This window comes from Pseudomonas sp. DR 5-09 (assembly GCF_001655595.1).
GTDB classification, from domain to species: domain Bacteria; phylum Pseudomonadota; class Gammaproteobacteria; order Pseudomonadales; family Pseudomonadaceae; genus Aquipseudomonas; species Aquipseudomonas pharyngis.
The window spans coordinates 5534377-5557496 of record NZ_CP011566.1 but is presented as its reverse complement, the minus strand read 5'-3'; the positions used below and the strand labels follow the sequence as shown (position 1 = coordinate 5557496).

The window sequence follows — 23120 nt, the reverse complement described above, 5'->3', positions numbered from 1 at the left end:
AACGGGGGCTTGGGCCCCCGTTTTTTATTGCTCGAATAGTGCTTTCTGGCCTTCCGGCGAGGTCAGCATGCCGTCGCCGTTATGCCCGACGCCGGGTACTTCGATCAGGCGCTGATTCACCCCTTCAGGGTGACGACGCAGCAAGTAACCGAAAAACAGCTTCCCGCGCTCCAGTCGATAAGCCCCCTGGGCTTTGGCGGCGCAGCTCTTGTCCAGCGCCGGGTGTTGCGGGTCGGTGTCCTGCTGGCCCAGCAGATAAATCACCTCGCGTTTGACGTAACGGCCTTCAAGCTGCGCGGGCGTTTGCCCACCCGCGTAGATCGGCGGGTCCACCAGACCGTACTTCCAGCGGTTGAAACCCGGGCACTTAGCATGATCGAAAGCTACCGGGCGTTGCTCATTGAAATAGGCGTACGACGACGGGTTGGCCACCACGTAACGCAGGCGAATGCCTTCGGTCTTGAGCGCCGGCTGTTCCTGGGCCAGCAGCGCGTAACGCTGCACCACCTGCGCGCCGCCGGAGTGTCCGAAGATCACGATCTGCTTCACGTCCGGAAACTGCTTGCGATCGCTCAGCCTTCCGACGATTTCGTCCAGTGCGGCGTAGGAACTCAGCGGGTTCGGCCCTGTGGATAACCCGCCACCCATCCAGTCGTTGCCTTGCCAGCGCAGCACGCTGGCGGGTAACGAGTAGAGCGACACATCGCTTTCGTTGAGAAACTGCGGGGCGATTACCAGGGTGTTGGCGGTTTGCCCGGCCAGTTCCGCCGCGGCTTCGCCGCTTTTGCGATAGGTCTCGGCGTTGCGCAGGCGGCCATGAATCACGATCAGCACGCGCTCGATTTTCGCCGGCGCCGGGCCGATGCCCACCGCCATTTCGCCGGCCTGCAATTGCAGGCGCCCGGGACTGATTGCGTCGACGCCGGCCGCTTGGGCGGTGCCGCCGATGAACAGTAAAGCCAACAGCCATTTATGCATTTACAGGTTTTTCGCCGCAAAGGTATCGCACTGGCCGACCTGGCCCTGGGCGAATCCGGTTTTGAACCAGCGCACCCTTTGCGCCGACGTACCGTGAGTGAACGAGTCCGGCACCACACGGCCCTGACCCTGTTGTTGCAGGCGATCATCACCGATGGCGTTCGCCGCGTTCAAGGCTTCTTCGATGTCGCCCGGTTCCAGCCAGTTCAGGCGCTTCTGGGCGTTGTAGGCCCAGACGCCGGCCAGGCAGTCGGCTTGCAGTTCCTGACGCACCAGCAGACCGCCGTCGCCTTCCATCTGCCGGCCTTGCTGACGGGCTGTCTGAATTTTCGCCGAGACGCCGAGAAGCGTCTGCACATGGTGTCCGACTTCGTGAGCGATCACGTAGGCCTGGGCGAAGTCGCCGGCGGCCTTGAAGCGCTGGGCCATTTCCTGGAAGAACGCCATGTCCAGATAGACCTTCTGGTCTGCCGGGCAATAGAACGGGCCGGTGGCCGAGGTTGCCAGACCGCAGGCGGAATTGACCCGGTTGCTGAACAGCACCAGGGTCGGATCCTTATATTGCCGGCCGGCCTGCTGGAAGATTGCGCCCCAGGTGTCTTCGGTGTCGCCGAGGATCGAACGCACGAATTCGGCCTGTTCATCGTTGGCCGGCGGTGCCTGACGGGTTTGCGAAGTAGGGGCCGATTGATCGGTCATCTGCCCGGTGAGCTGGCCGAGGATCTGTAACGGGTCCTGCCCGGTGATCCAACCGATACCGACGATCAGCAGGATCGCCCCGAGGCTCAGCCCCTTGCCACCGCCGAAGCGCATGCCGCCGCCACCACCCATGTCATCGCCACGGGCATCGACGACGTTGTCACTGCGTCGGCCTTTTTTCCATAGCATGTGGGAATCCTCTATTTGTAGGTGGTGATGAGTGTTGCTGGTGTGTGAGTGTGGCGCCAGTCCGGTCGTCCGTCTATTCGCACACACGCACAAAGGCCCGGCCTCGCGGTGACGAGGTCGGGCCTGTTATTGACGAGCGCGAGCGCCGGGAATTCAATCCGGCGGCAGATTTCTTTCGCCGGGTCAGGTATCAGCGGTCGAAGGCATCCCACACCGGCGCGAAGTCCGGGCTGACCTGACGTTCGCGCTTGGGCAGCGCGGCGATCAGCGCCCGGTCGTCATCGTCCAGTTCGACCTTCAATGACGCCAGGTTGGCCAGTTGATTGGTCTTGCTGCTGGCCTTGGGAATCGCCGCGACGTTGTCCTGATCCAGCAGCCACTTCAGCGCGACCTGGGTCGGCAGCACGCCGTGTTTTTCGGCGATCTGCTGAATCTGCGGAATTTCCGAGACCTTGTTGCGTGCCAGTGGCGTGTAGGCCGTCAGCGCCAGATCGTGTTGACGGGCGTAGTCGAGCAGGGCGTTTTGTCCGAGCAGGACGTGGTACTCGACCTGAATGGCTGACAGAGGAATGCCGTATTCCTCGACGACTTTGCGCAGCAGCGGCAGCGGAAAATTCGCCACACCGATGTTGCGAGCCAGACCTTGCTCCTTGAACGACGCGAGGGTTTCAAGGGTGCGCGGCAGGTCCCAGTCAGTGGTCGGCCAGTGGATCATGAACAGGTCGACGTACTCGCTGCGCAAGGCCTTGAGGCTGCGATCCAGCGAGTGACGCATGGCGTCCGGTTGCAATTGGTCCCACCAGACCTTGGTGGTGAGGTGAATCTGCTCGCGGGGTGTCGGCGTATTCGCCAGGGCCTGTCCGACTGCGTCTTCGTTGTTGTAGGCCGCTGCCGTGTCGATGTGTCGGTAACCGAGTTCCAGGGCTTGCTCCACGGCGCGGGTGCATTCGTCGCCGAGCATCGGCCAAGTGCCGAGGCCGAGTTTCGGCAGGTTCAGTCCTTGTCTGTTAACGATGTGCTGCATGGTCGATCTCCTGTTCGAAAGCCTTGACGCCCGCCATGTGTCGGGCTGCGATGTAACCGAAAGTCAGGGCCGGGCCGAGATTGATCCCGCCTGCCGGATAATGCCCGCCCATGATGCTGGCCATGTCGCCACCCGCCGCGTAGAGCCCGGCGATGGGCCGGTCTCCGGCGTCGAGCACTTGCGCATGCGGATTGACCTTGAGCCCGGCGAAGGTGCCGAAGCAGCCCGGCTGCACCTTCACCGCGTAGAACGGGCCTTGTTCGATGGGCGCCACGCACGGATTGAGCTGTTGCGCCGGATCGCCCTGTTTGCGGTTGTACGGGGTCGAGCCGCGACCGAACAGCGGGTCTTCGCCGTGCCGGGCATGGTGGTTGTAGTCATCGACGGTGACGCGTAAACCCTTCGCGTCGATGCCGCATGCAGCGGCCAATTCCTCCAGGGTGTCGCCGGTTTTCAGATAGCCGCTGCGGATAAAACCTGACACCGGAACCGGAAACGGCCGAGACATGCCGAGCCCGTAACGGCGCTGGAACGCGCGGGTGCAGATCAGCCAGGACACGACTTCTTCGCCTTCAGGGGCGGCGGCGACCATGGCGCTGACGTAGTCGTAATAGCCGTTGGCTTCGTTGACGAAACGCTGGCCGTTGCGCAGTACGCCGATGACGCCCGGTTTGCCGCGCTCGATGATGTGTGGGAAATGGCCGATGCTGCCGTCGGAATGTGGCACCTGCGAGACCGGCGCCCACGCCACGGGCGAAGCCACATCGGTGTTGACCCGGGCTCCGACGGTTTCACCCAGTCGCAGGCCATCGCCATTGACTGCCAGCGGAGGCAACGCCCAATGTTCATGACCGGTGGGCGTGCGAGGGAACAAGGCCTTGCGCCGCTCGATGTCATTGGCAAAACCGCCCGCCGCGAGCACCACGGCTTTGCGTGCATGGACGGTGACCGGGCCTTTTGCGGTGTTCACGCGAGCGCCGGTGATGCGTGATTCGTCGCGCAGCAGTTCCGTCACTGGCGCCGATTCCCACAGCAATACGCCGAGGTCTTCGGCGGATTTCGCCAGCCGCGCTACCAGCGCCACGCCGTTGACCAATTGCATCGCCCGGCCATGCAACGCCAGATCCAGCAGATGGCGGGTGAAACGCCGGGTCACGTGCCAGGCCGCCGACAACGAGCGGGTCAGATTGAGAAACGCCGACAGATCCGCCCCCGCCATGATCGGCATGCCCATGAATGAAGTTTCGCGCATGGTTGTGCGAAGACGCTTGAGCAGGCGCCCGACCTTTCGCCCGTCATAGGGAGCGGCAATCACCGAGCGTCCGCCGGTGCCGGCGCCCGGTGTTTCGCCGTGGATGTCGGCGATGGCGTTGCCGTCGGCAAATTGCAGGGCGGTGTGTTGTTCGAAGAACGCCACCATGCGCGGGCCGGCTTCAAGGAAGGCGTCGATCATGGCCGGGTCGTAGTGCTCGCCGAGTTCGTGGCGCAGATAGGTGCGCGGCAGCTCCACGTCTTCGACGATCCCGGCGCGCCGGGCCAGCGGATTGCACGGCACCCACGCCCAGCCACCGGACCACGCGGTGGCGCCGCCGAACACCGGATCCTTTTCCACCACGATGACCTTCAAGCCATGCCATGCGGCGGTGACGGCGGCCGACAAACCGGCGGCGCCGGAGCCGACCACCAGAACGTCGCAGTCGATATCGGGAAGGGCAGACATCAGCAAGGGCTCCAGCAATCAATTGTTTTTAGAATCATGTTCCAGAAAATAACCAGTGCGGGCGAAGCAGATCAACCCGACTGACGCGCAAAGTGGGCGGTTATCGGACGCCGGGTTCCAGATTTCTCATTCCTCGGGATGTCTTCTAGAATCGGCGAAATTTCACCGAGAGCGCACCATGGCCGGCAGTCAAATCGAACGGGTTTTCAGCGTGCTGGAAAGCCTCACCAGTGATCCGCGCGGGCTGCCGATGCAGACCCTGGCCGAGCAACTGGACATTCCGAAGAGCGCGACGCACCGCCTGCTCGCCGAGCTGATCCGCCTGGGTTATGTGCGGCAGAACCCGGAGACGTTGCGTTATCACCTGTCGACCAAACTGGTGGCGATGGGCTTTCAATATCTGTCGAGCAGCGGTGCCGACATTGTGCAACCGGTGCTCGATCGACTGGCCCAGGAGACCGGTGAGCTGGTGCGTCTGGGGGTGATCGACGGCGAGCGCCAGACCTGGATCGCCAAGGCCCAGGGCGCTCGCAGCGGTCTGCGTTACGACCCGGACATGGGCCGCGACGCGCCGCTGTTCTACACCGCGTCGGGCCATGCGTGGCTGGCGTGCATGAGCGACGCCGAGGCGTTGTCGCTGGTCGAGCGCCAGGGCGCGGAGGTGCCGGCGGATATCGGGCCCAACGCGCCGCGCTCCAACATTGAACTGCTCGAACGCCTGCGCGTGGCCCGGGAACAGGGCTATGCCTGTGTGGAAGAAAGCTCGGCGGTGGGCACTTCGGCGATTGCTGCCGTGGTGAAACATCCCGCCGATGGTCGGGTGATTGGCGTGCTCAGCATAGCGGGCCCAAGCGCAAGGATGTCGGCGGCGCGCTTGCATGAATTGGCGCCGTTGTTGCTGACGTTTACCGAGGAGTTGTCGGCGGCGAGCCTGGCCTCGGAGTTGTTCGTTTAAGCAAAGCTGTGCGCTGTTCGCCCACTTTTCGGTCGGGTGGGTGTGAGAATCTGGAACCCGGTTCTAAATTGTTGATGGAGTGAGTTTTCCCACAACAATCACAAAAGGATCGCACCTTGAACCCGCCCCTTCGAATTGCCCTGATCGGCGCCGGCAACATGGGCCAGCAACATTACCGGCACTTGAAGAATCTCACTGAGGCCACGTTATGCGCCGTGGCCGACCCCGGCCCTCAGGCACCGGCCCTGGCGGCGGAGTGGGGTGTGGCGCATTTCGCCGATCACCGTCAGATGCTGGAGCAGAACCGACCAGACGCAGTGATCGTTGCCAATCCCAATAATCAGCACGTCAGCACCGCGCTGGACTGCCTGGCTGCAGGCGTTCCGGTGTTGCTGGAAAAACCGGTGGGCGTGCATCTGAATGAGGCGCGGGAATTGGTGGCAGCGGTGAAGCGCAGTGGCGTGCCGGTGCTGGTCGGCCATCATCGGCGGCACAATCCGTTGATCGTGCGTGCTCATGAGCTGGTCAAGAATGGGGCGTTGGGACGGCTGACGCTGGTGACTGCGTTGTTCCAGCTGCGCAAGCCCGACCAGTATTTCGAAACGGCGTGGCGGCGCGAGGCAGGTGCCGGAATGCTGTTGACCAATCTGATCCACGACCTCGATCTGTTGCGTCATCTATACGGTGAAGTGCGTTCGGTGCAGGCGATCACCGACCATTCGGTGCGCGGTTTTGCCAATGAAGACAGCGCGGCGATTCTGCTGCAATTCGATGGCGGAGCGCTCGGCACCCTGACCGGTTCCGATGCGGTGGCGGCTCCATGGAGCTGGGAGTTGAACTCCGGTGAGAACCCGGTCTATCCACGTCAGGCGGATCAGCCGTGCTATTTACTGGCGGGAACGGCCGGGGCCTTGAGCATTCCGCAACTCAAGCGCTGGCATTACCGCGCCGAGCAGGTGGACGCCGGTTGGCATGAGCCGTTGCTGTCCGTTGATGAACCGTTCACACCGGACGAAGCCCTGCGGTTGCAGTTGCAGCATTTCGTCCGCGTGGTACGGCGGGAAGTTGAACCATTGGTGAGTGCCGCCGACGCCGCCCGCACGCTGGCGCTGGTCGAGGCCATCCGTGAAGCGGCGGCCAGCGGTCGCGCCACCGAACCCGCGCAGATCGAGGCCTGAACATGAGCGAACGAGTTCTGTCCCTGGCCAGCCTGACCGTGCTGGAGTTGTCGCCACCCGAGATGGTCGAGGTTGCCGCCCGTGCCGGTTACAGCCATGTCGGCCTGCGTCTGGAGCCGGCGACGCCCGAGGAATATCACTTTCCATTGGTAGCCGATGGCGATTTGCGGCGTCAGACACTGGCGCGTTTGCGTGACACCGGAGTCGGCGTGCTCGACGTGGAAATCCTTCGATTGAAGCCGCAGACAGTGGTCGCGGATTTCGAGCCACTGCTCAGCGTCGGCGCGCAGTTCGGTGCCAGTGAGTTGTTGGTCGCCGGTAACGATCCTGACGAGCAGCGGCTCACCGATAATTTTGCGGCACTCTGCGATCTGGCGGCGCGTTACGGTTTGCATCCGCATCTGGAGTTCATGCCCTGGACCGATGCACGCAATCTTGAGCAGGCGTTGCGCATCGTCGCCAACGCCGGGCGCGAAAACGGTGCGGTGCTGGTCGATGCGTTTCACTTCGACCGTTCCGGATCGCGGCTGGAAGATCTGGATGGCGTGTCGCCCTCACGGCTGCGCTATGCACAGTTGTGCGATGGTGCCGGGCCGAGGCCGACGGACATGGCCGAGATCTTGCGTCAGGCCCGCAATGAGCGACGGTTTCCCGGCGAGGGCGATTGTGACCTGATCGGCTTGTTGCGCTGTCTTCCGGCTAACCTTGCCCTGAGTCTGGAAATTCCCACGGTCAAATTGCTGGAGCAGGGCGTGAGTGGATTGCAGCGGGCGCAAATGGCAATCGACCGGACGCGGGAATTGTTGGCCCGGCTTTAAGTCTGCTTCAAGGGGCGAGGGCGCACGCGACCTCGTCACCGTATATTTTTCATTCAGAGAGAGCCCATGACCGTCAGCACTCCGCTTTCCGGCGTCAACCAACCCTTCAAGGGGATCTTGCTGATTGTCGTGGCAACCTTCCTGTTTTCCAGTCACGACGCGCTGTCGAAATACCTCTCGGGTTTTTATCCGATCGTCATGGTAGTGTGGGCGCGGTATCTGGTGCACACGCTGCTGATGGCGGGGATTTTCCTGCCGCAGTCCGGGCTGCGGGTGCTGCGCACCAAACGCCCGTTGTGGCAGTTGGCGCGGGCGTTGTGCCTGTTGGGCACCAGCCTGTTTTTCACCACGGCGTTGCTGTACATCCCGCTGGCCGAAGCCACGGCGGTCAACTTTCTTGCGCCGGTGCTGGTGACGGCGCTGTCGGTGCCGCTGCTCAAGGAGCGGGTGACGCGCGGTCAGTGGATCGCGGTGGTGTGCGGGTTCATCGGGGTGCTGATCATCGTCCATCCGGGCGGTGACCTGTTCACCCCGGCGATTCTCCTGCCATTCTGTTCGGCGCTGTTTTTCTGCTTCTATCAATTGCTCACCCGCAAGCTCGCCGAAGTCGACAGCCCGACCACCAGCAACTTTTTCGCCGGGCTGTGCAACACGCTGGTGATGAGTGCGCTGGTGCCGTTCTTCTGGCAAGTGCCGAGCCTGGGCCATGCGTTGTTGATGCTGGCGCTGGGCAGTTGCGGAATGACCGCGCATCTGTTTCTGACCCAGGCGTTCCGCCATGCCGCACCAGCATTGCTGGCGCCGTTCGGTTATTGCCAGATCGTGTTTGCGGGGCTGTTGGGCTGGTTGCTGTTTGCTCACACACCGACCCTGATGACGGTGATCGGGATCGCGGTGATCTGTTGCAGCGGGCTGGCGGCAGCGTGGCAGCAGAGCCGGCGCTGAAAGAAAAACCGGCCTGAAATCAGGCCGGTCGGTGCAGGAGGGTTATTCAGTATTGAAAGGCTACTCGGTGACGGTAGGAATCTTGCGCGGTGCCATGAAGTACATCCAGGTCAGCGCGATGAAGTACATCGCCGGGATCAGGGTGAACAGCACGGTGTAATTGTTGTTGGTGACGGTCAGGATGTGGCCGACGATCTGGGTCATGAACATCCCGCCAATCGCCGCGCACATGCCGCCGAAACCGAACACCGTGCTCATCATGTGCTTGGGCGTGTAGTCCATCACCAGGCTCCAGATGTTGGCGGTCCAGGCCTGGTGCGCGCCGATGGCCAGGGAGATGGCGGCGACGGCAATCCACAGGTTGGCGGAACCGGCGGCCATGACCACGCCGATGATGCAGCAGGCGAACAGGAACATCGACAGCAGCCGCGCCTTGATCGAGTTCATGCCGCGACCGATCAGGAACGAAGACAGAATCCCGCCGCCCACGCTGCCGAAGTCAGCGGTGACGTAGATGATGATCAGCGGAATGCCCATCTGGGTGACGTTGATGCCCAGGTTGTATTGCTGATTGAGAAACGGCGGCAGCCAGTACAGGTAGAACCAGAACACCGGCGCGGTCAGCGAGTAGGCGAGGGCGAAGGCCCAGGTGCCGCGCATGCGCAGGATTTTCGAGAACGGCACGCGGGCCTGTTCCGGTTCGACTTCTTTCTGGATGTATTCCAGCTCCGACTGCTTAACGTTTGGGTGATCTTCCGGGTTGAAATACTTCAGGCCCCAGAACAGCAGCCAGATCCCGCCCAGTGCCGACATGCACAGGAACGCAGCCTGCCAGCCCCACACGTGAAGGATCAGCGGCAGCAGCATCGGGGTGAACATCGCGCCGACGTTGGTGCCGGCGTTGAAGATGCCGGTGGCTACCGCACGTTCGCCGGCCGGGAACCACAGGCGCGTGGTCTTCACGCAGGCCGGGTAGTTGGCCGCTTCAGTCAGACCGAGGATGAATCGGCAGACCATGAAGCCCACCGCCGAGGTCGCCAGACCGTGGGCGCCGGTGGCCAGGCTCCAGAGCAGCACCGCGCAGAAGAACACGCGCTTGACGCCGACCCGATCGATCAGCCGTCCTTGCAACACGAAGCCGATCGCGTAGCCGACCTGAAACCAGAAGTTGATGTTGGCGTAGTCCATCGCCGTCCAGCTCATTTCCTTGGCGAGGATCGGCTGCATGACGCCGAGGGCGGCGCGGTCGATGTAATTGAGGGTGGTGGCGAAAAACACCAGCGCCAGCATGCCCCAACGGGTCTTGCCGACGGCCATGGCGCCGCGGATCTTGTCGCCGATGCCACCCGTGGCAGTGCTCATGGCCGGAGCCATGCGGGAAGTCTGTGAAGGAATCATGTGTTCCACCCGTTTTTGGATTTGTTATTTGGTGTGCTTTTCTTGTGCACGCTGCGACCGGTGGTTCAGTTCCGGACTCAAGGTGAGACGGATGTTGGGCAGTGGACGAAAAATCGTCAATTCGCCAAACCGGCATTCTGTTCGATAATCGCACGCAAAACTAACCGGGTAGTACAGTTTAAATTGCTCAATGAAAAACCGAGACCAATAATTCGCTCACCCTATAAAAGCGGCGCAATTTTCGTAGCCGACGTCTCCACCGGGAGTTGAAACATGCAGCGATCCATTGCCACCGTCTCCTTGAGCGGAACCCTGCCGGAAAAACTCGAAGCCATTGCCGCCGCCGGGTTCGACGGGGTGGAGATTTTCGAGAACGATCTTCTGTATTACGACGGCAGCCCCCGGGAAATCCGGCAGATGTGCGCCGACCTCGGAATCGCCATCACCCTGTTTCAGCCGTTCCGCGATTTCGAAGGTTGCCGCCGCGATCGCCTGGAGCGCAACCTGGAACGGGCCGAGCGCAAGTTCGACCTGATGCAGGAACTGGGCACCGACCTGGTGCTGGTCTGCAGCAACGCCTCCCCCGACAGCCTCGGGGATCAACAGATCCTCATCGACGACCTGCGCCTGCTGGCCGAGCGCGCTGGTGCCCGTGGCCTGCGCATCGGTTACGAAGCGCTGGCCTGGGGCCGTCACGTCAATACTTATCAACAGGTCTGGGACATCGTACGTCAGGCCGATCACCCGGCCCTCGGCGTGTTGCTCGACAGCTTCCACACCTTGTCGCTCAAGGGCGATCCACGGGCGATTGCCGAGATTCCCGGCGACAAGATTTTTTTCGTACAGATGGCCGACGCGCCGATCCTGGCGATGGACGTGCTGGAGTGGAGTCGGCATTTCCGCTGCTTCCCGGGGCAGGGCGAATTCGATCTGCCGGGCTTCCTCGCGCCGATCATCCGGAGCGGCTACACCGGGCCACTGTCGCTGGAAATCTTCAACGACGGCTTCCGCGCCGCGCCGCCTCGGGCCAATGCCGCTGACGGTCTGCGTTCGCTGCTGTACCTGGAGGAGAAAACCCGCCAGCGTCTGGAGCAGGAATTCCGTCCTGTGGATAACCGCGAAATCCTCTTCGAAACGCCGAAGGCCAGTGAATACAACGGCATCGAGTTTCTTGAGTTCGCCGTGGATGAAAGCCTGGGCGCCAAGCTGTCGAACTGGCTGGAACGGCTGGGTTTCGTCAAGGCCGGACAGCATCGCTCCAAGAGTGTCAGCCTGTTGCGTCAGGGTGATATCAACCTGATCCTCAACTCTGAACCCTATTCGTTCGGCCACAGTTTTTTCGAGGCCCACGGCCCGTCACTGTGCGCTACTGCCGTGCGGGTCAAGGACAGCGCCAGCGCGCTGGCCCGCGCCGTCGCCTATAAAGGTCAGCCGTATCGCGGACTGGTCGGCCCCAATGAACTGGAACTGGCGGCGGTGCGTGCACCGGACGGCAGCCTGATTTATCTGGTGGATCAGGAGGCGGATGTCTACGGCACCGACTTCAATCTGCTGCCGGACGCGGTGGCGCGCGGCGGCCTCAAACGCATCGATCACATGGCCATGGCGCTGCCGGCAGACAGCCTCGACAGCTGGGTGTTGTTCTACAAGAGCCTGCTGGATTTCGAGGCTGACGATGAAGTGGTGCTGCCCGATCCGTACGGGCTGGTGAAGAGCCGCGCCCTGCGTAGCCGCGACAGTTCGATCCGTCTGCCGCTGAACATTTCCGAGAACCGCAATACCGCGATCTCACACGCGCTGTCGAGTTATCGCGGTTCCGGGGTGCATCACATCGCCTTCGATTGCGACGATATCTTCGCCGAAGTCAGCCGGGCGAAAGAGGCGGGCGTGCCGCTGCTGGACATCCCGCTGAACTATTACGACGACCTGGCGGCGCGCTTCGATTTCGATGACGAGTTTCTCAGCGAGCTGGCGTACTACAACGTGCTGTACGACCGCGATGCGCAGGGCGGCGAGTTGTTTCACGTCTATACCGAGCCGTTCGAGGGGCGCTTCTTCTTCGAGATCATCCAGCGCAAGAACGGTTACGCCGGTTATGGCGCCGCCAACGTCGCGGTGCGGCTGGCGGCGATGGCCAAATCACGCAGTGGCGCGGTTCGCCAGGCGAAGTTGTAGGAAATTCGTAAACGCGGGATTAAACACCGGTCGCGCGGCTTCCTTCACTGGGTCGCGCGGCCCATAATCGCCAGCCTGTGCAGTGATGGCCGTGAGCCCGCAATGACAATGACTTCAGAACTTTCCGCAGCTCCCGTTCTACCCGCGGTAGAGCCGCGCAAAAGTCGCAAGAACAACCCGGAAAAGACCCGCGAGAACATCCTGCAGGAGGCGATCGTCGAGTTCGTCCAGCAGGGGCTGTCCGGTGCTCGCGTCGATGCGATCGCCGAGCGTATCCACACCTCCAAACGCATGATCTATTACTACTTCGGCAGCAAGGAGCAGTTGTACGTCGAGGTGCTGGAGAAGCTCTACGGCGATATCCGCAGCACCGAAAACCGCCTGCACCTGGCTGAATTGCCGCCGGTGGAAGCGATCCGGCGTCTGGTGGAATTCACCTTCGATCACCACGATCGCAACGTCGATTTCGTGCGGATCGTCAGTATCGAAAACATCCACAACGCCGAGTACGTGAAGCGTTCCGATGCGATCAAGGCGATGAACAACACCATCCTCGATTCCCTGGGCGAGATTCTGCGTCGGGGTGCTGAAGAAGGGGTGTTCCGCGCCGGGCTCGACGCGCTGGACGTGCATCTGTTGATCAGTTCGTTCTGCTTCTATCGCGTATCGAACCGCCATACCTTCGGTGAGATCTTCCAGATCGACCTGCCGGACGAAAGCATCAAGCAACGTCATCGCGAGATGATTTGTGAGTCGGTGCTGCGCTACTTGCAAGCGTGAGCGATGTCGAGGGGGACGGGCCCCCTCACGGTTTTAGCCATTCATGCTTTGAAAATGCGCGAGCATTCGCTGCGCATCCGGCACCTTACCGCTGAACAGCTCAAACGCCTTCACTGCCTGAAACACCGCCATGTTGCCGCCATCCAGGGTTCGGCAACCCAGGGCGCGGGCGTTGCGCAGCAGTTCGGTTTCCAGCGGGAAATACACGATCTCCGCCACCCACAACTCGGGCCGCAGCCACGCCGCCGGCACGGGCATGCCGGGCAATTTGGCCATGCCCATCGGCGTGGTGTTTACCAGACCATCGGCCTGACTCAGCGTGCTCGCCAGATCATGTCCGGCCACGGCCCGACCGGCACCGAAATGCTGGTTGAGGTTGTTGGCCAGGCTTTCGGCGCGCTCCACGTCCACATCAAAAATGCTCAGTTGCTGTACGCCTTCGCTCAACAAGGCGTGGGCGACTGCCGCACCTGCGCCACCGGCGCCCATCTGGACCACACGTTCGCGGGCGACGTCTGGCAGGCCGCGACGAAAACCTTCGGCAAAACCCAGGCAATCGGTGTTGTGGCCGACGCGTTTACCGTCTTTCAGTACTACCGTGTTCACGGCGCCGATGCCTCGGGCTTCCGGGGATAGTTCATCGAGCAGCGGAATGATTGCCTGCTTGCACGGGAAGGTGATGTTCAGGCCGGTGTAGTTCATTCGCTCGGCGGCCAGCAGCAGGTCGGGCAGGGCGTTGCTGTCCAGTTGCAGTTGATCGAGGTCGATCAGCCGGTACAGGTAGCGCAGGCCCTGTTCGTCGCCTTCGTGTTCGTGCAGCGCCGGGGTGCGGGAGGCCTGGATGCCGGCGCCGATCAGCCCGGCGAGTATCACGTTGTTACGATTCATGCGGTTCGCCCCTTCAGCCGTTGGCTGAAATGTTCCAGGGCCAGGCGATAGCCGTGGCTGCCGAAGCCACACATCACGGCGGTGGCGATGGCCGAGACGAACGAGTGATGACGGAACGGCTCGCGCGCGTGGACGTTGGACAGGTGTACTTCGATCACCGGCAATTCGCTGGCGACCAGAGCGTCGCGGATCGCGACCGAAGTGTGGGTCCAGGCGGCCGGGTTGATGACGATGCCGGCGCAGCGCTGGCGGGCGCCGTGAATCCAGTCGAGCAGTTCGCCTTCGTGGTTGGTCTGGCGAAACTCCACGGCCAGGCCGAACTCTTCGGCGGCGCGCCCGCACAGGGCAGAGATGTCGGCCAGGGTTTCGTGACCGTAGGTTGCCGGTTCACGGGTACCGAGCAGGTTCAGGTTCGGGCCGTTGAGCACCAGAACGATAGGGGGCATGGGGGCAAACTCCACTTATTGTTTTTGGCTTGGGCCGAGGGTTTCGACCTGTGGAGTTAAATTGTACTAGATGGTTACTTTAATCAATTGCTCTGCATCGACAGTCCGGTTTTGTGTGCGGTGATCGCACACTGGTGAAATCACTGCGGCAACTGCTCGACCAGAAAATCAATGAAAGCCCTGACGCGCAGCGGCATGTGGCGATTCTGCGGGTACAGCAAAGTGAATGGCCGCGAGCGTCCGCTGTAGGGCTGGAGCACTTCCACCAACGAGCCGTCGGCGAGTTCTTTTTCGACAATGAAGCGATACGTCTGGAACAACCCGGCGCCATGTTTGGCCAGGGTCACGCCACCGAGCACGTCATCGGAGCAGCAGAAGTTGCCCTCGGCGAGGATTTCCCGTGGCGCGTCTTCCTCATAGAACAGCCAAGTGATCCGCCGCCCGCTGCTGGGCAATTCGTACTGAATACACTCGTGTTGTTCGAGGTCTTCGAGGGTCTGCGGCGTGCCGGCGCGTTTTAGGTAGTCGGGGCTGGCGACCATCACCAGCGCTGCGTCCTCCAGATGGCGGGCGATCAGGCCGGAGTCGGGGATTGCCCGCACGCGGATCGCCATGTCGTAACCCTCGCCGACGAAGTCGATGTTGCGGTTGCTGATGTGCATGTCGACCTTCACCTGCGGGAAGCGCGCACGAAACGCGGGCAACAGCGGCAGGATCCGGTGATGGGCGTAGGTTGTAGGAATACTGATACGCAGGGTGCCGGACGGTTCCTGCTGCTGGCCCATGACTTCCCGTTGCGCCTCGACCAGTTGCGCCAGCGCCTGCCTGCACTCTTCGTAGTAGCGCCGGCCGCTGTCGGTCAGTTTCACGCTGCGGGTGGTGCGCGCGAACAGCCGCACGCCCAGGCGTTCCTCCATGCGGGATACCGAGCGGCTCACCGCTGCCGGCGTCACCGAAGCCGCCTGCGCCGCGCCGGTGAAACTGCCGCACTCGGCGGCCAGGCAAAACAGCTCGATGCTGCCCAGCTGAAGATCGTCGAAGTGTCTCTGCATGATTGATTACGCCGGGGAATGAGTCTTCGTATGTAGCAAATGCGTGGCCGCTGCGAAAGAACTGCTTACCATTTTGCGCGGGGCTTTCCTGAATCCCGCACTAGGCTCGAAAACGTAATGACCATTTGAGACAGCAATGCCGATGGTCGGAATTGTCAGGGAATGGCAGTTTTCGAAACTCTTTAACCTAACGGATGGGTTAGCATGAAAGTGTGCAGTTACAAGGGATTGTCGGTGGTGATCATGCTGCGAGACGAACATTGTCCGCCCCATGCGCACGTTGATTCAGGTGCATGGAGTGCCCGTTTCAAATTCAGCTTCTGGCACAACGGCGTGGAGTTATGGGATGTGGTGCCCCTGTCACGTCGGCCACCGATTGCAGTGCTCGAGGGGCTGCGTCAATCGCTGCGTGAAACTGTTCATCTGCGGCGGGCCCGTCGAATCTGGTGGACTCGATTGCAGACGGCGTGTCTCGATAATCAATGGTGGGACGGGGACTCGAACGAAGTGGCCGTCATGCGCGAAGTCACCGGAGCAACCTTCAGAATCGGATCGGCGTATTACGAACCAGAAGAAAACAAAACCCTGCTGGCCCTGGTTGGTGCTCAGGAAGGTGTGGAGATCGAACTATGAAAACAGTAAAAGCCGGTTTGCATGCTGATCGACCGGTAACAGAAAAGCGTCTCGATGAAGCTGTTGAGCGGGGAGGGCTGCGCCGACGCAGCAGCCTTCAAGCCGTGTCGGTGGCCTTTCAGAAACCCTGCCTGGTGATTCACTTCGAGGACGACAGCGGCGTGCTGCTCCCAGTGAATCTCTACCGCGAATTCGATGATTTCGAACCGGAAGACTTCAGCGGATTGAACGTCGGCTTCGCTGGCACCGCGCTGTGCCACGACGGCAAGGACCTGCAGGTTTCCATCGCCGGGATGATCTCCGCCAGTCAGCCACTGATGGCCATGGCTGCCTCGGTGATCGCTTCGCGCAATGGCCGCCAGAGCAGCACTGCGAAAGCTGAAGCTGCACGGGCCAACGGCAGGAAGGGCGGGCGTCCGCGCAAGATCGATCCCGTGCCATGAACAGGCACAAAAAAGCCGTCGATGAGGACGGCTTTCTTGTTTCTGGCACTTGCGATCAACGTCGGGTCAGCAGCACGCCGGATTCCATGTGGTGAGTCCAGGGGAACTGGTCGAACAGCGCGCAGCGGGTGATGCGGTGCGTGTCGTGCAGTTGGGCGATGTTTGCCGCCAGCGTTTCCGGGTTGCAGGAGATGTACAGGATGTTGTCGAAGCGACGGGTCAGCTCGCAGGTGTCCGGGTCCATGCCGGCCCGTGGCGGGTCGACGAACACGCTGCCGAACTCATAGCTTTTCAGGTCGATACCGTGCAGGCGACGGAACGGGCGAACTTCGTTCAGTGCTTCAGTCAGCTCTTCGGCGGACAGGCGCACCAGCGTGACGTTATCCACAGCGTTTTCGGCCAGGTTGCTCAACGCGGCGTTGACCGAGGTCTTGCTGATTTCGGTGGCCAGCACTTTGCGCACGCGAGTCGCCAGCGGCAGGGTGAAGTTGCCGTTGCCGCAGTACAGCTCCAGCAGATCGTCGCTGCGATCACCCAGTGCTTCGTATGCCCAGTTGAGCATCTTCTGGTTCACGGTGCCGTTGGGCTGGGTGAACGCGCCTTCCGGCTGGCGGTAGCTAAACGTGCGACCACCGACGTCGAGTTTCTCGACCACGTAATCGAGGCCGAGCACTTCGCGCTTGCCCTTGGAGCGACCGATGATGCTGACGCCCAGATCCGTCGCCAGTTGGGTCGCCGCCGCGTGCCAGTGTTCGTCCAGCGGACGGTGATAGCACAGGGTGATCATCGCGTCGCCGGCCAGGGTGGTCAGAAACTCGACCTGGAACAGCTTGTGGCTCAGCGCCGCGCTGGCCTGCCAGGCCGCTTTCAATTGCGGCATCAACTGGTTGATGCGCAGGCTGGCGATCGGGAACTCTTCGATCAGGATCGGCGTGCGTTTGTCGTCCTGGGAAAACATCGCGTAATGCCGCTCGCCGGCCTCGCGCCACAGGCGGAATTCGGCGCGCAGGCGGAAGTTCTGCAAAGGCGAGTCGAACACCGTTGGCTCCGGTGCATCGAACGGGGCCAGCAGGTCACGCAGGCGCGTGACCTTGTCTTCGAGTTGTGCGGCGTAAGCCTGGGAATCAAAAGTCATGCGTTGAACCAACCCAGCTTGATCACGAACAGAATCGACAGGATCACCAGCGCCGGGTTCAGCTCACGGGCGCGGCCGGACAGCAGTTTGATCGCAGTCCAGGCGATGAAGCCGAAGGCGATGCCGTTGGCGATGGAATAGGTGAAAGGCATCGCCAGAGCGGTGACCACGACCGGCGCGGCGACGGTGATGTCTTCCCAGTCTATTTCCGCCAGACCGGAAGTCATCAGCACGGCGACGAACAGCAGCGCTGGTGCGGTGGCGAACGCCGGTACGCTGGCAGCCAGTGGCGAGAAGAACAGCGCCAGCAGGAACAGGATCGCGACGACGATGGCGGTCAGGCCGGTGCGGCCGCCGGCACTCACGCCCGCAGCGGATTCGATGTAGCTGGTGGTGGTCGAGGTGCCCAGCAGCGAACCGGCCATGGCCGCGGTGCTGTCAGCGATCAGTGCACGGCCCATTTTCGGCATGTGGCCGTCCTTGCCCATCAGGCCGGCGCGCTTGGCGACGCCGATCAGGGTGCCGGAGTTGTCGAACAGGTCGACGAACAGGAAAGCGAAGATCACGCTGACCAGACCGATGTCCAGCGCGCCCTTGATGTCCAGTTGCAGGAAGGTCGGGGCCAGCGAAGGTGGCATCGAGGTCACGCCGCCGAACGGGGTGAAGCCCATCACGATCGAAACGATGGTCACCGCGAGAATGCCGATCAGCACCGCGCCGCGTACTTTCAGGGCTTCAAGGGCAACGATCAGGGCGAAACCGAGGGTGGCGAGGATCGGAGCCGGTTGTTTCAGGTCGCCGAGGCCGACCATGGTTGCCGGGTTGCTGACCACAATGCCGGCGTTGTGCAGGGCGATCAGCGCCAGGAACAGGCCGATACCGGCGGCAATCGCCGAGCGCAGTGGCAGCGGGATGCTGTTGATGATCCATTCACGGATGCGGAAGATCGACAGCAGGAAGAAGCATACGGCCGAAATGAACACCGCGCCCAGCGCCACTTGCCAGGTGTGGCCCATGTGCAGCACGACGGTGTAGGTAAAGAAGGCATTCAGCCCCATGCCCGGCGCGAGGGCGATCGGGTAGTTGGCGATCAGGCCCATGACCGTGGAGCCGATGGCGGCTGCCAGACACGTGGCGACGAACACCGCACCTTTGTCCATGCCGGTCTCGCCGAGGATGCTCGGGTTGACGAACAGAATGTAGGCCATGGCCAGGAAGGTCGTGACGCCCGCGAGAATCTCGGTCCGCACGTTGGTGTTGTGTGCCTTGAGTTGAAACAGCCTTTCCAGCATGTCTGCTCCCCGTGGCGCGCGTGGCGCCGTGAATGTATCGACCTCAACAGCAAAGCACAGACCGTCGCAAGCGCCTGGAAAATTGTGGTGGGCCGGAAAAAGCCGCGCATCATACCAGCAGCGTGAGGAAGATGGCGGATGTTGGTGTCGATCGTCGGCGAAGTTTTGCACCACGACTAACTACGCCATACTGCGCGCTGTTTTTTCGGGGATGGATCGCATGAACAAGGGTTGGATGAAGACCGCTGGACTGATGGCCTTGCTGCTGGCCGGTGTACCGGCTGCACTCGCGGCGTCGGCACCGCCATTGAGCGAGGTGAAAGTCATCAAGGTTCAGTCGGCGTCCTGCGGGCTTGAAGACATTACCGATGGTCAGGTGCAGACCCGTTGCGATCACAACGCGCCGGGCATCAAGGTCTATGTGTTGGAAATCGGCTACGGCCAGAGTCAGCCTCAGGCGGCGCTGGACGGTTTCGAAGTGAATGGCACCCGGAGCCCGGTCTGTGCTTTCGATAACGGCAACCTGACCGAGTGCACGCCAGGCGCGAAGACCGTCGGTTCGCTGTACACCTTCGATCTGGCGACTCGTCAGGAAGGCACCTTTACCTTCAGCAACACCTCGATCAACGCCCCGCGCAACACGATGTCGACCCAGCTTTACATCAAGTAACGGCTGTCGCCGAACAGGGCAGGACAAAGCTGACTACGCTTTAAGGATCACCCAGCGGATGGCGCCCATGACCTTTAGAGCCCTGATTACCCTCGCCGAGGGCATCGATGATCTGCAATGCGTGACCCTGATCGACGTGCTGCGCCGCGCCGGCATCGAAGTAGTGGCGGCCAGCATCGAGGGCCGGCGCATGCTGACCTGCGCCCGAGGCACGCGATTGACCGCCGACGGCATGCTCATTGATGTGCTGGCCCAGACCTTCGACCTGATTGTCCTGCCCGGCGGCGCTGTCGGCGCGCAACACCTGGCGGCTCATCAGCCCTTGCAACAATTACTCAAGGACCAAGCCAGCGCCGGACGCCTGTTCGCCGCCATCGCCGAAGCCCCGGCCGTCGCCCTGCAAAGCTTCGGTGTATTACGTCAACGCCGGATGACTTGCCTGCCCGTCAGCAGTCATAACCTCTCCGGTTGCACCTTTGTTGATCAACCGGTGGTGGTCGACGGCAATTGCATCACCGCCCAGGGCTCCGGCGCCGCGCTGGCATTTGCGCTGACGCTGGTCGAGCAACTGGCGGGCAAGGCCGCCAGATTGAAGGTAGCGGGGGAGTTGCTGGCCTGAGAGCGTCAGGCCTTCACCTCTTCCACCGGCACATGCATCCGGTCGCGGTTGGCCAGGGTCGGGAACAGTTTGATCCAGGTTCCGGTCACCACCAGCGTGCCGATGCCGCCCATCACCACCGCCGGCACGGTGCCGAACCAGTGGGCGGTGAGGCCGGATTCGAATTCGCCCAACTGGTTCGAGGCGCCGATGAACAGGCCGTTCACCGCGCTGACCCGGCCGCGCATTTCGTCCGGTGTTTCCAGTTGCACGAACGAGGCGCGGATCACCATGCTGATCATATCCGCCGCGCCGAGCACCACCAGCACTGCCAGCGAGAACCAGAACGAGGTCGACAGGCCGAAGGCGATGGTGGCGACACCGAATACGCCAACGGCAGTGAACATCACCCGACCGACGTTTCGCTCAACGGCAAACCGCGCCAGGAACAGCGACATCATCAACGCCCCGACCGCCGGCGCCGAACGCAGCAGCCCGAGGCCCCACGGCCCGGTCAGCAGGATGTCCTTGGCAAACACCGGCAACAGCGCCGTGGCGCCACCCAGCAACACGGCGAACAGATCCAGCGAAATCGCCCCGAGAATGTCCGGGCGGCTGCGGATAAAGCGAATCCCCGCCAGCAACGAGTCCAGCGTCGCCTTGCCTTTGTTCAGCGGGGTTTGCCGGGCCGGCAGGTTGAGCATCAGCGTGCAGGCGATGACATACAGAATGACCGTCGGGCCATAGACCCACACGCTGCCGAAGGCATAAAGAAGACCGCCGAGCGCCGGGGCGACGATCGTGGCCGATTGCTGCGCCGATTGCGCAGCGGCAACCGCCCGTGGAAACAGCGCGCTGGGCACGATGCTCGGCAGCAGCGCCTGGGTGGTCGGCATTTCGAAGGAGCGTGCGGCGCCCAGCAGGAACGCCAGGATAAAGATCATTTCCCGGGTGACATGGTCAGTGGCGCTGCCGATGGCCAGTGCCAGGGCGATCAGGGCCTGCAGCGACTGGCAGATCGCCGCGACCTTGCGCCGGTCGTAGCGATCGGCAACGTGGCCGGTGTGCAACATGAACAATACGCGTGGCGCGAATTCCACCAACCCGACCAAACCCAGGTCGAGCACATTGCCGGTCAGTTGATAGAGGTTCCAGCCGATCGCCACGGTGAGCATCTGAAAACCGCTGGCGGTGAAGATCCGGGCAAACCAGAACGCAACAAAGGGACGGTGGTGACGTAACAGCAAGGGCTCTTGGCTGGGCATTTGCGGGCCGGTCTTGATCGAGGGGAACCGCGAGATTATCACCAGTCTGTAACGGGAAGTTGCTATGACAGAAAATTTAGTTAGCCAGACATCGATTTTTCCCCGCCGTGGCGCGAACCCCGGCCTCGGATGTATTTCAGGGCGTTGCCAGGTCTGTGAGGCAACTTGTCACGCGGCAAAAGACCACGCGGTTCTCCGTCGGAAATGGGACTACTCTTTCAACGTTGATTGATCCAGATCAAGACCCATCGCGGAACTGATCCGGGACCCGTCGGCAGACTCCCTGCGTCGCGATGCCTGTAAAAAGAAGAACGAATTCGAGTTCGCCGCACTCCATACCCGTGGGGGCAGTGGTTCAAGGCCGCCAGTCCTGGAACCGTTATCTGATAGAGGAAAGCTTATGTTCGGTTTAGAGGCCCTGGATCTCGCCCGAATTCAGTTCGCGTTCACCATCTCGTTCCACATCCTGTTCCCGGCGATCACCATCGGTCTTGCGAGCTATCTCGCGGTGCTGGAAGGCCTGTGGCTGAAAACCGGCAATGACACTTACCGTGACCTCTACCATTTCTGGTCGAAGATCTTTGCCGTGAACTTCGGCATGGGCGTGGTCTCGGGGCTGGTCATGGCCTACCAGTTCGGCACCAACTGGAGCCGCTTCTCGGACTTCGCCGGTTCCGTCACCGGGCCCTTGCTGACCTACGAAGTGCTCACGGCGTTCTTCCTCGAAGCCGGTTTCCTCGGGGTGATGCTGTTCGGCTGGAACAAGGTCGGGCGCGGCCTGCACTTTTTCTCCACGGTGATGGTGGCCATCGGCACGCTGATTTCCACGTTCTGGATTCTCGCCTCCAACAGTTGGATGCAGACTCCGCAGGGCTTCGAGATCGTCAACGGTCAGGTCATTCCAACCGACTGGCTGGCAATCATCTTCAACCCGTCATTCCCCTATCGCCTGATGCACATGGCGACGGCGGCGTTCGTCGCGACGGCTTTCTTCGTCGGCTCGTCGGCAGCCTGGCACTTGCTGCGCGGCAAGGACAACCCGGCGATCCGCACCATGCTGTCGATGGCGATGTGGATGGCGCTGATCGTTGCGCCGATCCAGGCAGTCATCGGCGACTTCCATGGCCTCAATACCCTTGAACACCAACCGGCGAAGATCGCCGCGATCGAAGGTCACTGGGAAAACGTCGGCAACGAAGCGACGCCGCTGATCCTGTTCGGCTGGCCGGACATGAAGGAAGAGAAAACCAAGTACGCCGTCGAGATCCCGTACCTCGGCAGCCTGATCCTGACCCACTCGCTGGACAAGCAAGTCCCGGCGCTCAAGGAATTCCCGCCAGAAGACCGGCCGAATTCGACCATTGTGTTCTGGTCGTTCCGGATCATGGTCGGCCTCGGCTTCCTGATGATCTTCACCGGCCTCTGGAGCCTTTGGCTGCGCAAGCGCGACACGCTCTACACCTCGCGGCCGTTCCTGTACCTGGCGCTGTGGATGGGGCCATCCGGCCTGATCGCGATCCTGGCGGGCTGGTTCACCACTGAAATCGGTCGTCAGCCATGGGTGGTCTACGGGCTGATGCGCACGGCGGATGCGTCGTCCAACCACAGTTTCATGCAGATGAGCATCACGCTGATCATGTTCGTGGTGGTGTACTTCGCGCTGTTCGGTGCGGGTCTGGGCTACATGATGCGCCTGGTGCGCAAAGGACCGAAGACCGACGAAGGCAAGGAAACCAACGAAGGTGGTCCTGGCCAGAAACGTACGCCGGCCCGTCCGTTGTCCGCTGCCGACGACGATGGTGCCGAACACGACCGCAGCCTGACCAAGGAGATTTGAGT

At 61.8% G+C, this 23120-nt stretch carries 22 protein-coding genes; 11 read left to right on the top strand and 11 right to left on the bottom strand.

Translation table 11 applies throughout. The annotated features are described in order from the left end of the window. Positions 1–24: 24 nt before the first annotated feature. From PDR5_RS24990 to PDR5_RS24975, 4 genes are all read right to left on the bottom strand, one after another. Complete coding sequence (locus PDR5_RS24990; RefSeq protein WP_064599606.1) at positions 25–978, bottom strand: hypothetical protein; 954 nt, start codon at positions 976–978, stop codon at positions 25–27. Next, on the bottom strand, positions 979–1866 hold the full coding sequence (gene ypfJ, locus PDR5_RS24985; RefSeq protein ID WP_064599604.1) for a KPN_02809 family neutral zinc metallopeptidase: 888 nt from the start codon (positions 1864–1866) through the stop codon (positions 979–981). A 190-nt stretch (positions 1867–2056) separates the two neighbouring features. Then, positions 2057–2890, bottom strand: a complete 834-nt coding sequence (locus tag PDR5_RS24980) for an aldo/keto reductase (protein ID WP_064599602.1) — start codon at positions 2888–2890, stop codon at positions 2057–2059. Beyond that, positions 2874–4610 (bottom strand): FAD-dependent oxidoreductase, encoded by a 1737-nt coding sequence (locus PDR5_RS24975; RefSeq protein WP_172829509.1) that lies wholly within the window; start codon positions 4608–4610, stop codon positions 2874–2876. Before PDR5_RS24975 ends, PDR5_RS24980 begins: the two co-directional genes overlap by 17 nt. 178 nt (positions 4611–4788) lie before the next feature. On the opposite strand from PDR5_RS24975, the gene PDR5_RS24970 reads away from it, so the two are divergent. The 4 genes from PDR5_RS24970 to PDR5_RS24955 all read left to right on the top strand — a co-directional run bounded on the left by PDR5_RS24970 (position 4789) and on the right by PDR5_RS24955 (position 8506). Beyond that, on the top strand, positions 4789–5565 hold the full coding sequence (locus PDR5_RS24970; RefSeq protein ID WP_039771781.1) for an IclR family transcriptional regulator: 777 nt from the start codon (positions 4789–4791) through the stop codon (positions 5563–5565). Positions 5566–5681: 116 nt separating this feature from the next. Further along, positions 5682–6743, top strand: coding sequence for a Gfo/Idh/MocA family protein (locus PDR5_RS24965; protein ID WP_064599600.1), 1062 nt, complete (start codon positions 5682–5684; stop codon positions 6741–6743). Positions 6744–6745: 2 nt separating this feature from the next. Beyond that, a complete protein-coding gene (locus PDR5_RS24960; RefSeq protein WP_064599598.1) occupies positions 6746–7561 on the top strand; it encodes a sugar phosphate isomerase/epimerase family protein in 816 nt (271 codons plus the stop codon). Positions 7562–7627: 66 nt separating this feature from the next. Beyond that, the gene (locus PDR5_RS24955) at positions 7628–8506 is read left to right on the top strand and encodes a DMT family transporter (RefSeq protein WP_039771776.1); all 879 of its coding nucleotides are present in this window, start codon (positions 7628–7630) and stop codon (positions 8504–8506) included. Between the two features lie 60 nt (positions 8507–8566). On the opposite strand, the gene PDR5_RS24950 is transcribed toward PDR5_RS24955, so the two are convergent. After that, positions 8567–9904 (bottom strand): MFS transporter, encoded by a 1338-nt coding sequence (locus tag PDR5_RS24950; RefSeq protein ID WP_064599596.1) that lies wholly within the window; start codon positions 9902–9904, stop codon positions 8567–8569. A 273-nt stretch (positions 9905–10177) separates the two neighbouring features. On the opposite strand from PDR5_RS24950, the gene quiC reads away from it, so the two are divergent. Together quiC and PDR5_RS24940 are read left to right on the top strand one after the other, a co-directional pair. Further along, positions 10178–12079 carry a 3-dehydroshikimate dehydratase QuiC gene (gene quiC, locus PDR5_RS24945; protein ID WP_064599594.1) on the top strand — a complete coding sequence of 634 codons (1902 nt, stop codon included), beginning with the start codon at positions 10178–10180 and terminating at the stop codon, positions 12077–12079. A 102-nt stretch (positions 12080–12181) separates the two neighbouring features. Beyond that, entirely contained in the window at positions 12182–12859 is a 678-nt protein-coding gene (locus PDR5_RS24940; protein ID WP_007958797.1) for a TetR/AcrR family transcriptional regulator, read from the top strand. A gap of 33 nt (positions 12860–12892) precedes the next feature. Here PDR5_RS24940 and PDR5_RS24935 read toward each other — a convergent pair whose 3' ends face one another. From PDR5_RS24935 to PDR5_RS24925, 3 genes are all read right to left on the bottom strand, one after another. Then, the gene (locus PDR5_RS24935; RefSeq protein WP_064599592.1) at positions 12893–13747 is read right to left on the bottom strand and encodes a shikimate dehydrogenase; all 855 of its coding nucleotides are present in this window, start codon (positions 13745–13747) and stop codon (positions 12893–12895) included. Beyond that, a complete protein-coding gene (gene aroQ / locus PDR5_RS24930; protein WP_039771771.1) occupies positions 13744–14193 on the bottom strand; it encodes a type II 3-dehydroquinate dehydratase in 450 nt (149 codons plus the stop codon). The genes PDR5_RS24935 and aroQ overlap by 4 nt, the downstream gene beginning before the upstream one ends. Before the next feature lie 140 nt (positions 14194–14333). Continuing rightward, complete coding sequence (locus PDR5_RS24925) at positions 14334–15245, bottom strand: LysR family transcriptional regulator (protein ID WP_064599590.1); 912 nt, start codon at positions 15243–15245, stop codon at positions 14334–14336. A 204-nt stretch (positions 15246–15449) separates the two neighbouring features. On the opposite strand from PDR5_RS24925, the gene PDR5_RS24920 reads away from it, so the two are divergent. Further along, a complete protein-coding gene (locus PDR5_RS24920) occupies positions 15450–15878 on the top strand; it encodes a hypothetical protein (protein ID WP_039771768.1) in 429 nt (142 codons plus the stop codon). Next, complete coding sequence (locus PDR5_RS24915; protein ID WP_064599588.1) at positions 15875–16321, top strand: hypothetical protein; 447 nt, start codon at positions 15875–15877, stop codon at positions 16319–16321. Before PDR5_RS24920 ends, PDR5_RS24915 begins: the two co-directional genes overlap by 4 nt. 55 nt (positions 16322–16376) lie before the next feature. Here PDR5_RS24915 and trmA read toward each other — a convergent pair whose 3' ends face one another. Both trmA and PDR5_RS24905 read right to left on the bottom strand, forming a co-directional pair. Beyond that, positions 16377–17456: a tRNA (uridine(54)-C5)-methyltransferase TrmA gene (gene trmA / locus PDR5_RS24910; protein ID WP_064599586.1), complete on the bottom strand. Its 1080-nt coding sequence runs from the start codon at positions 17454–17456 to the stop codon at positions 16377–16379. After that, on the bottom strand, positions 17453–18748 hold the full coding sequence (locus PDR5_RS24905; protein WP_064599583.1) for an NCS2 family permease: 1296 nt from the start codon (positions 18746–18748) through the stop codon (positions 17453–17455). Before PDR5_RS24905 ends, trmA begins: the two co-directional genes overlap by 4 nt. Before the next feature lie 220 nt (positions 18749–18968). Between PDR5_RS24905 and PDR5_RS24900 the strand changes: the two genes are divergently transcribed. Beyond that, positions 18969–19418 (top strand): DUF4879 domain-containing protein, encoded by a 450-nt coding sequence (locus PDR5_RS24900; protein ID WP_064599581.1) that lies wholly within the window; start codon positions 18969–18971, stop codon positions 19416–19418. Between the two features lie 67 nt (positions 19419–19485). Continuing rightward, the gene (locus PDR5_RS24895; protein ID WP_064600953.1) at positions 19486–20037 is read left to right on the top strand and encodes a DJ-1 family glyoxalase III; all 552 of its coding nucleotides are present in this window, start codon (positions 19486–19488) and stop codon (positions 20035–20037) included. Between the two features lie 5 nt (positions 20038–20042). Here the strand turns inward: PDR5_RS24895 and PDR5_RS24890 are convergent, their stop codons facing one another. Continuing rightward, complete coding sequence (locus PDR5_RS24890; protein ID WP_064599575.1) at positions 20043–21281, bottom strand: MFS transporter; 1239 nt, start codon at positions 21279–21281, stop codon at positions 20043–20045. 400 nt (positions 21282–21681) lie between these two features. Here PDR5_RS24890 and PDR5_RS24885 point away from each other — a divergent pair, with 400 nt between their 5' ends. Continuing rightward, on the top strand, positions 21682–23118 hold the full coding sequence (locus PDR5_RS24885; protein WP_064599574.1) for a cytochrome ubiquinol oxidase subunit I: 1437 nt from the start codon (positions 21682–21684) through the stop codon (positions 23116–23118). Positions 23119–23120 lie beyond the last annotated feature (2 nt).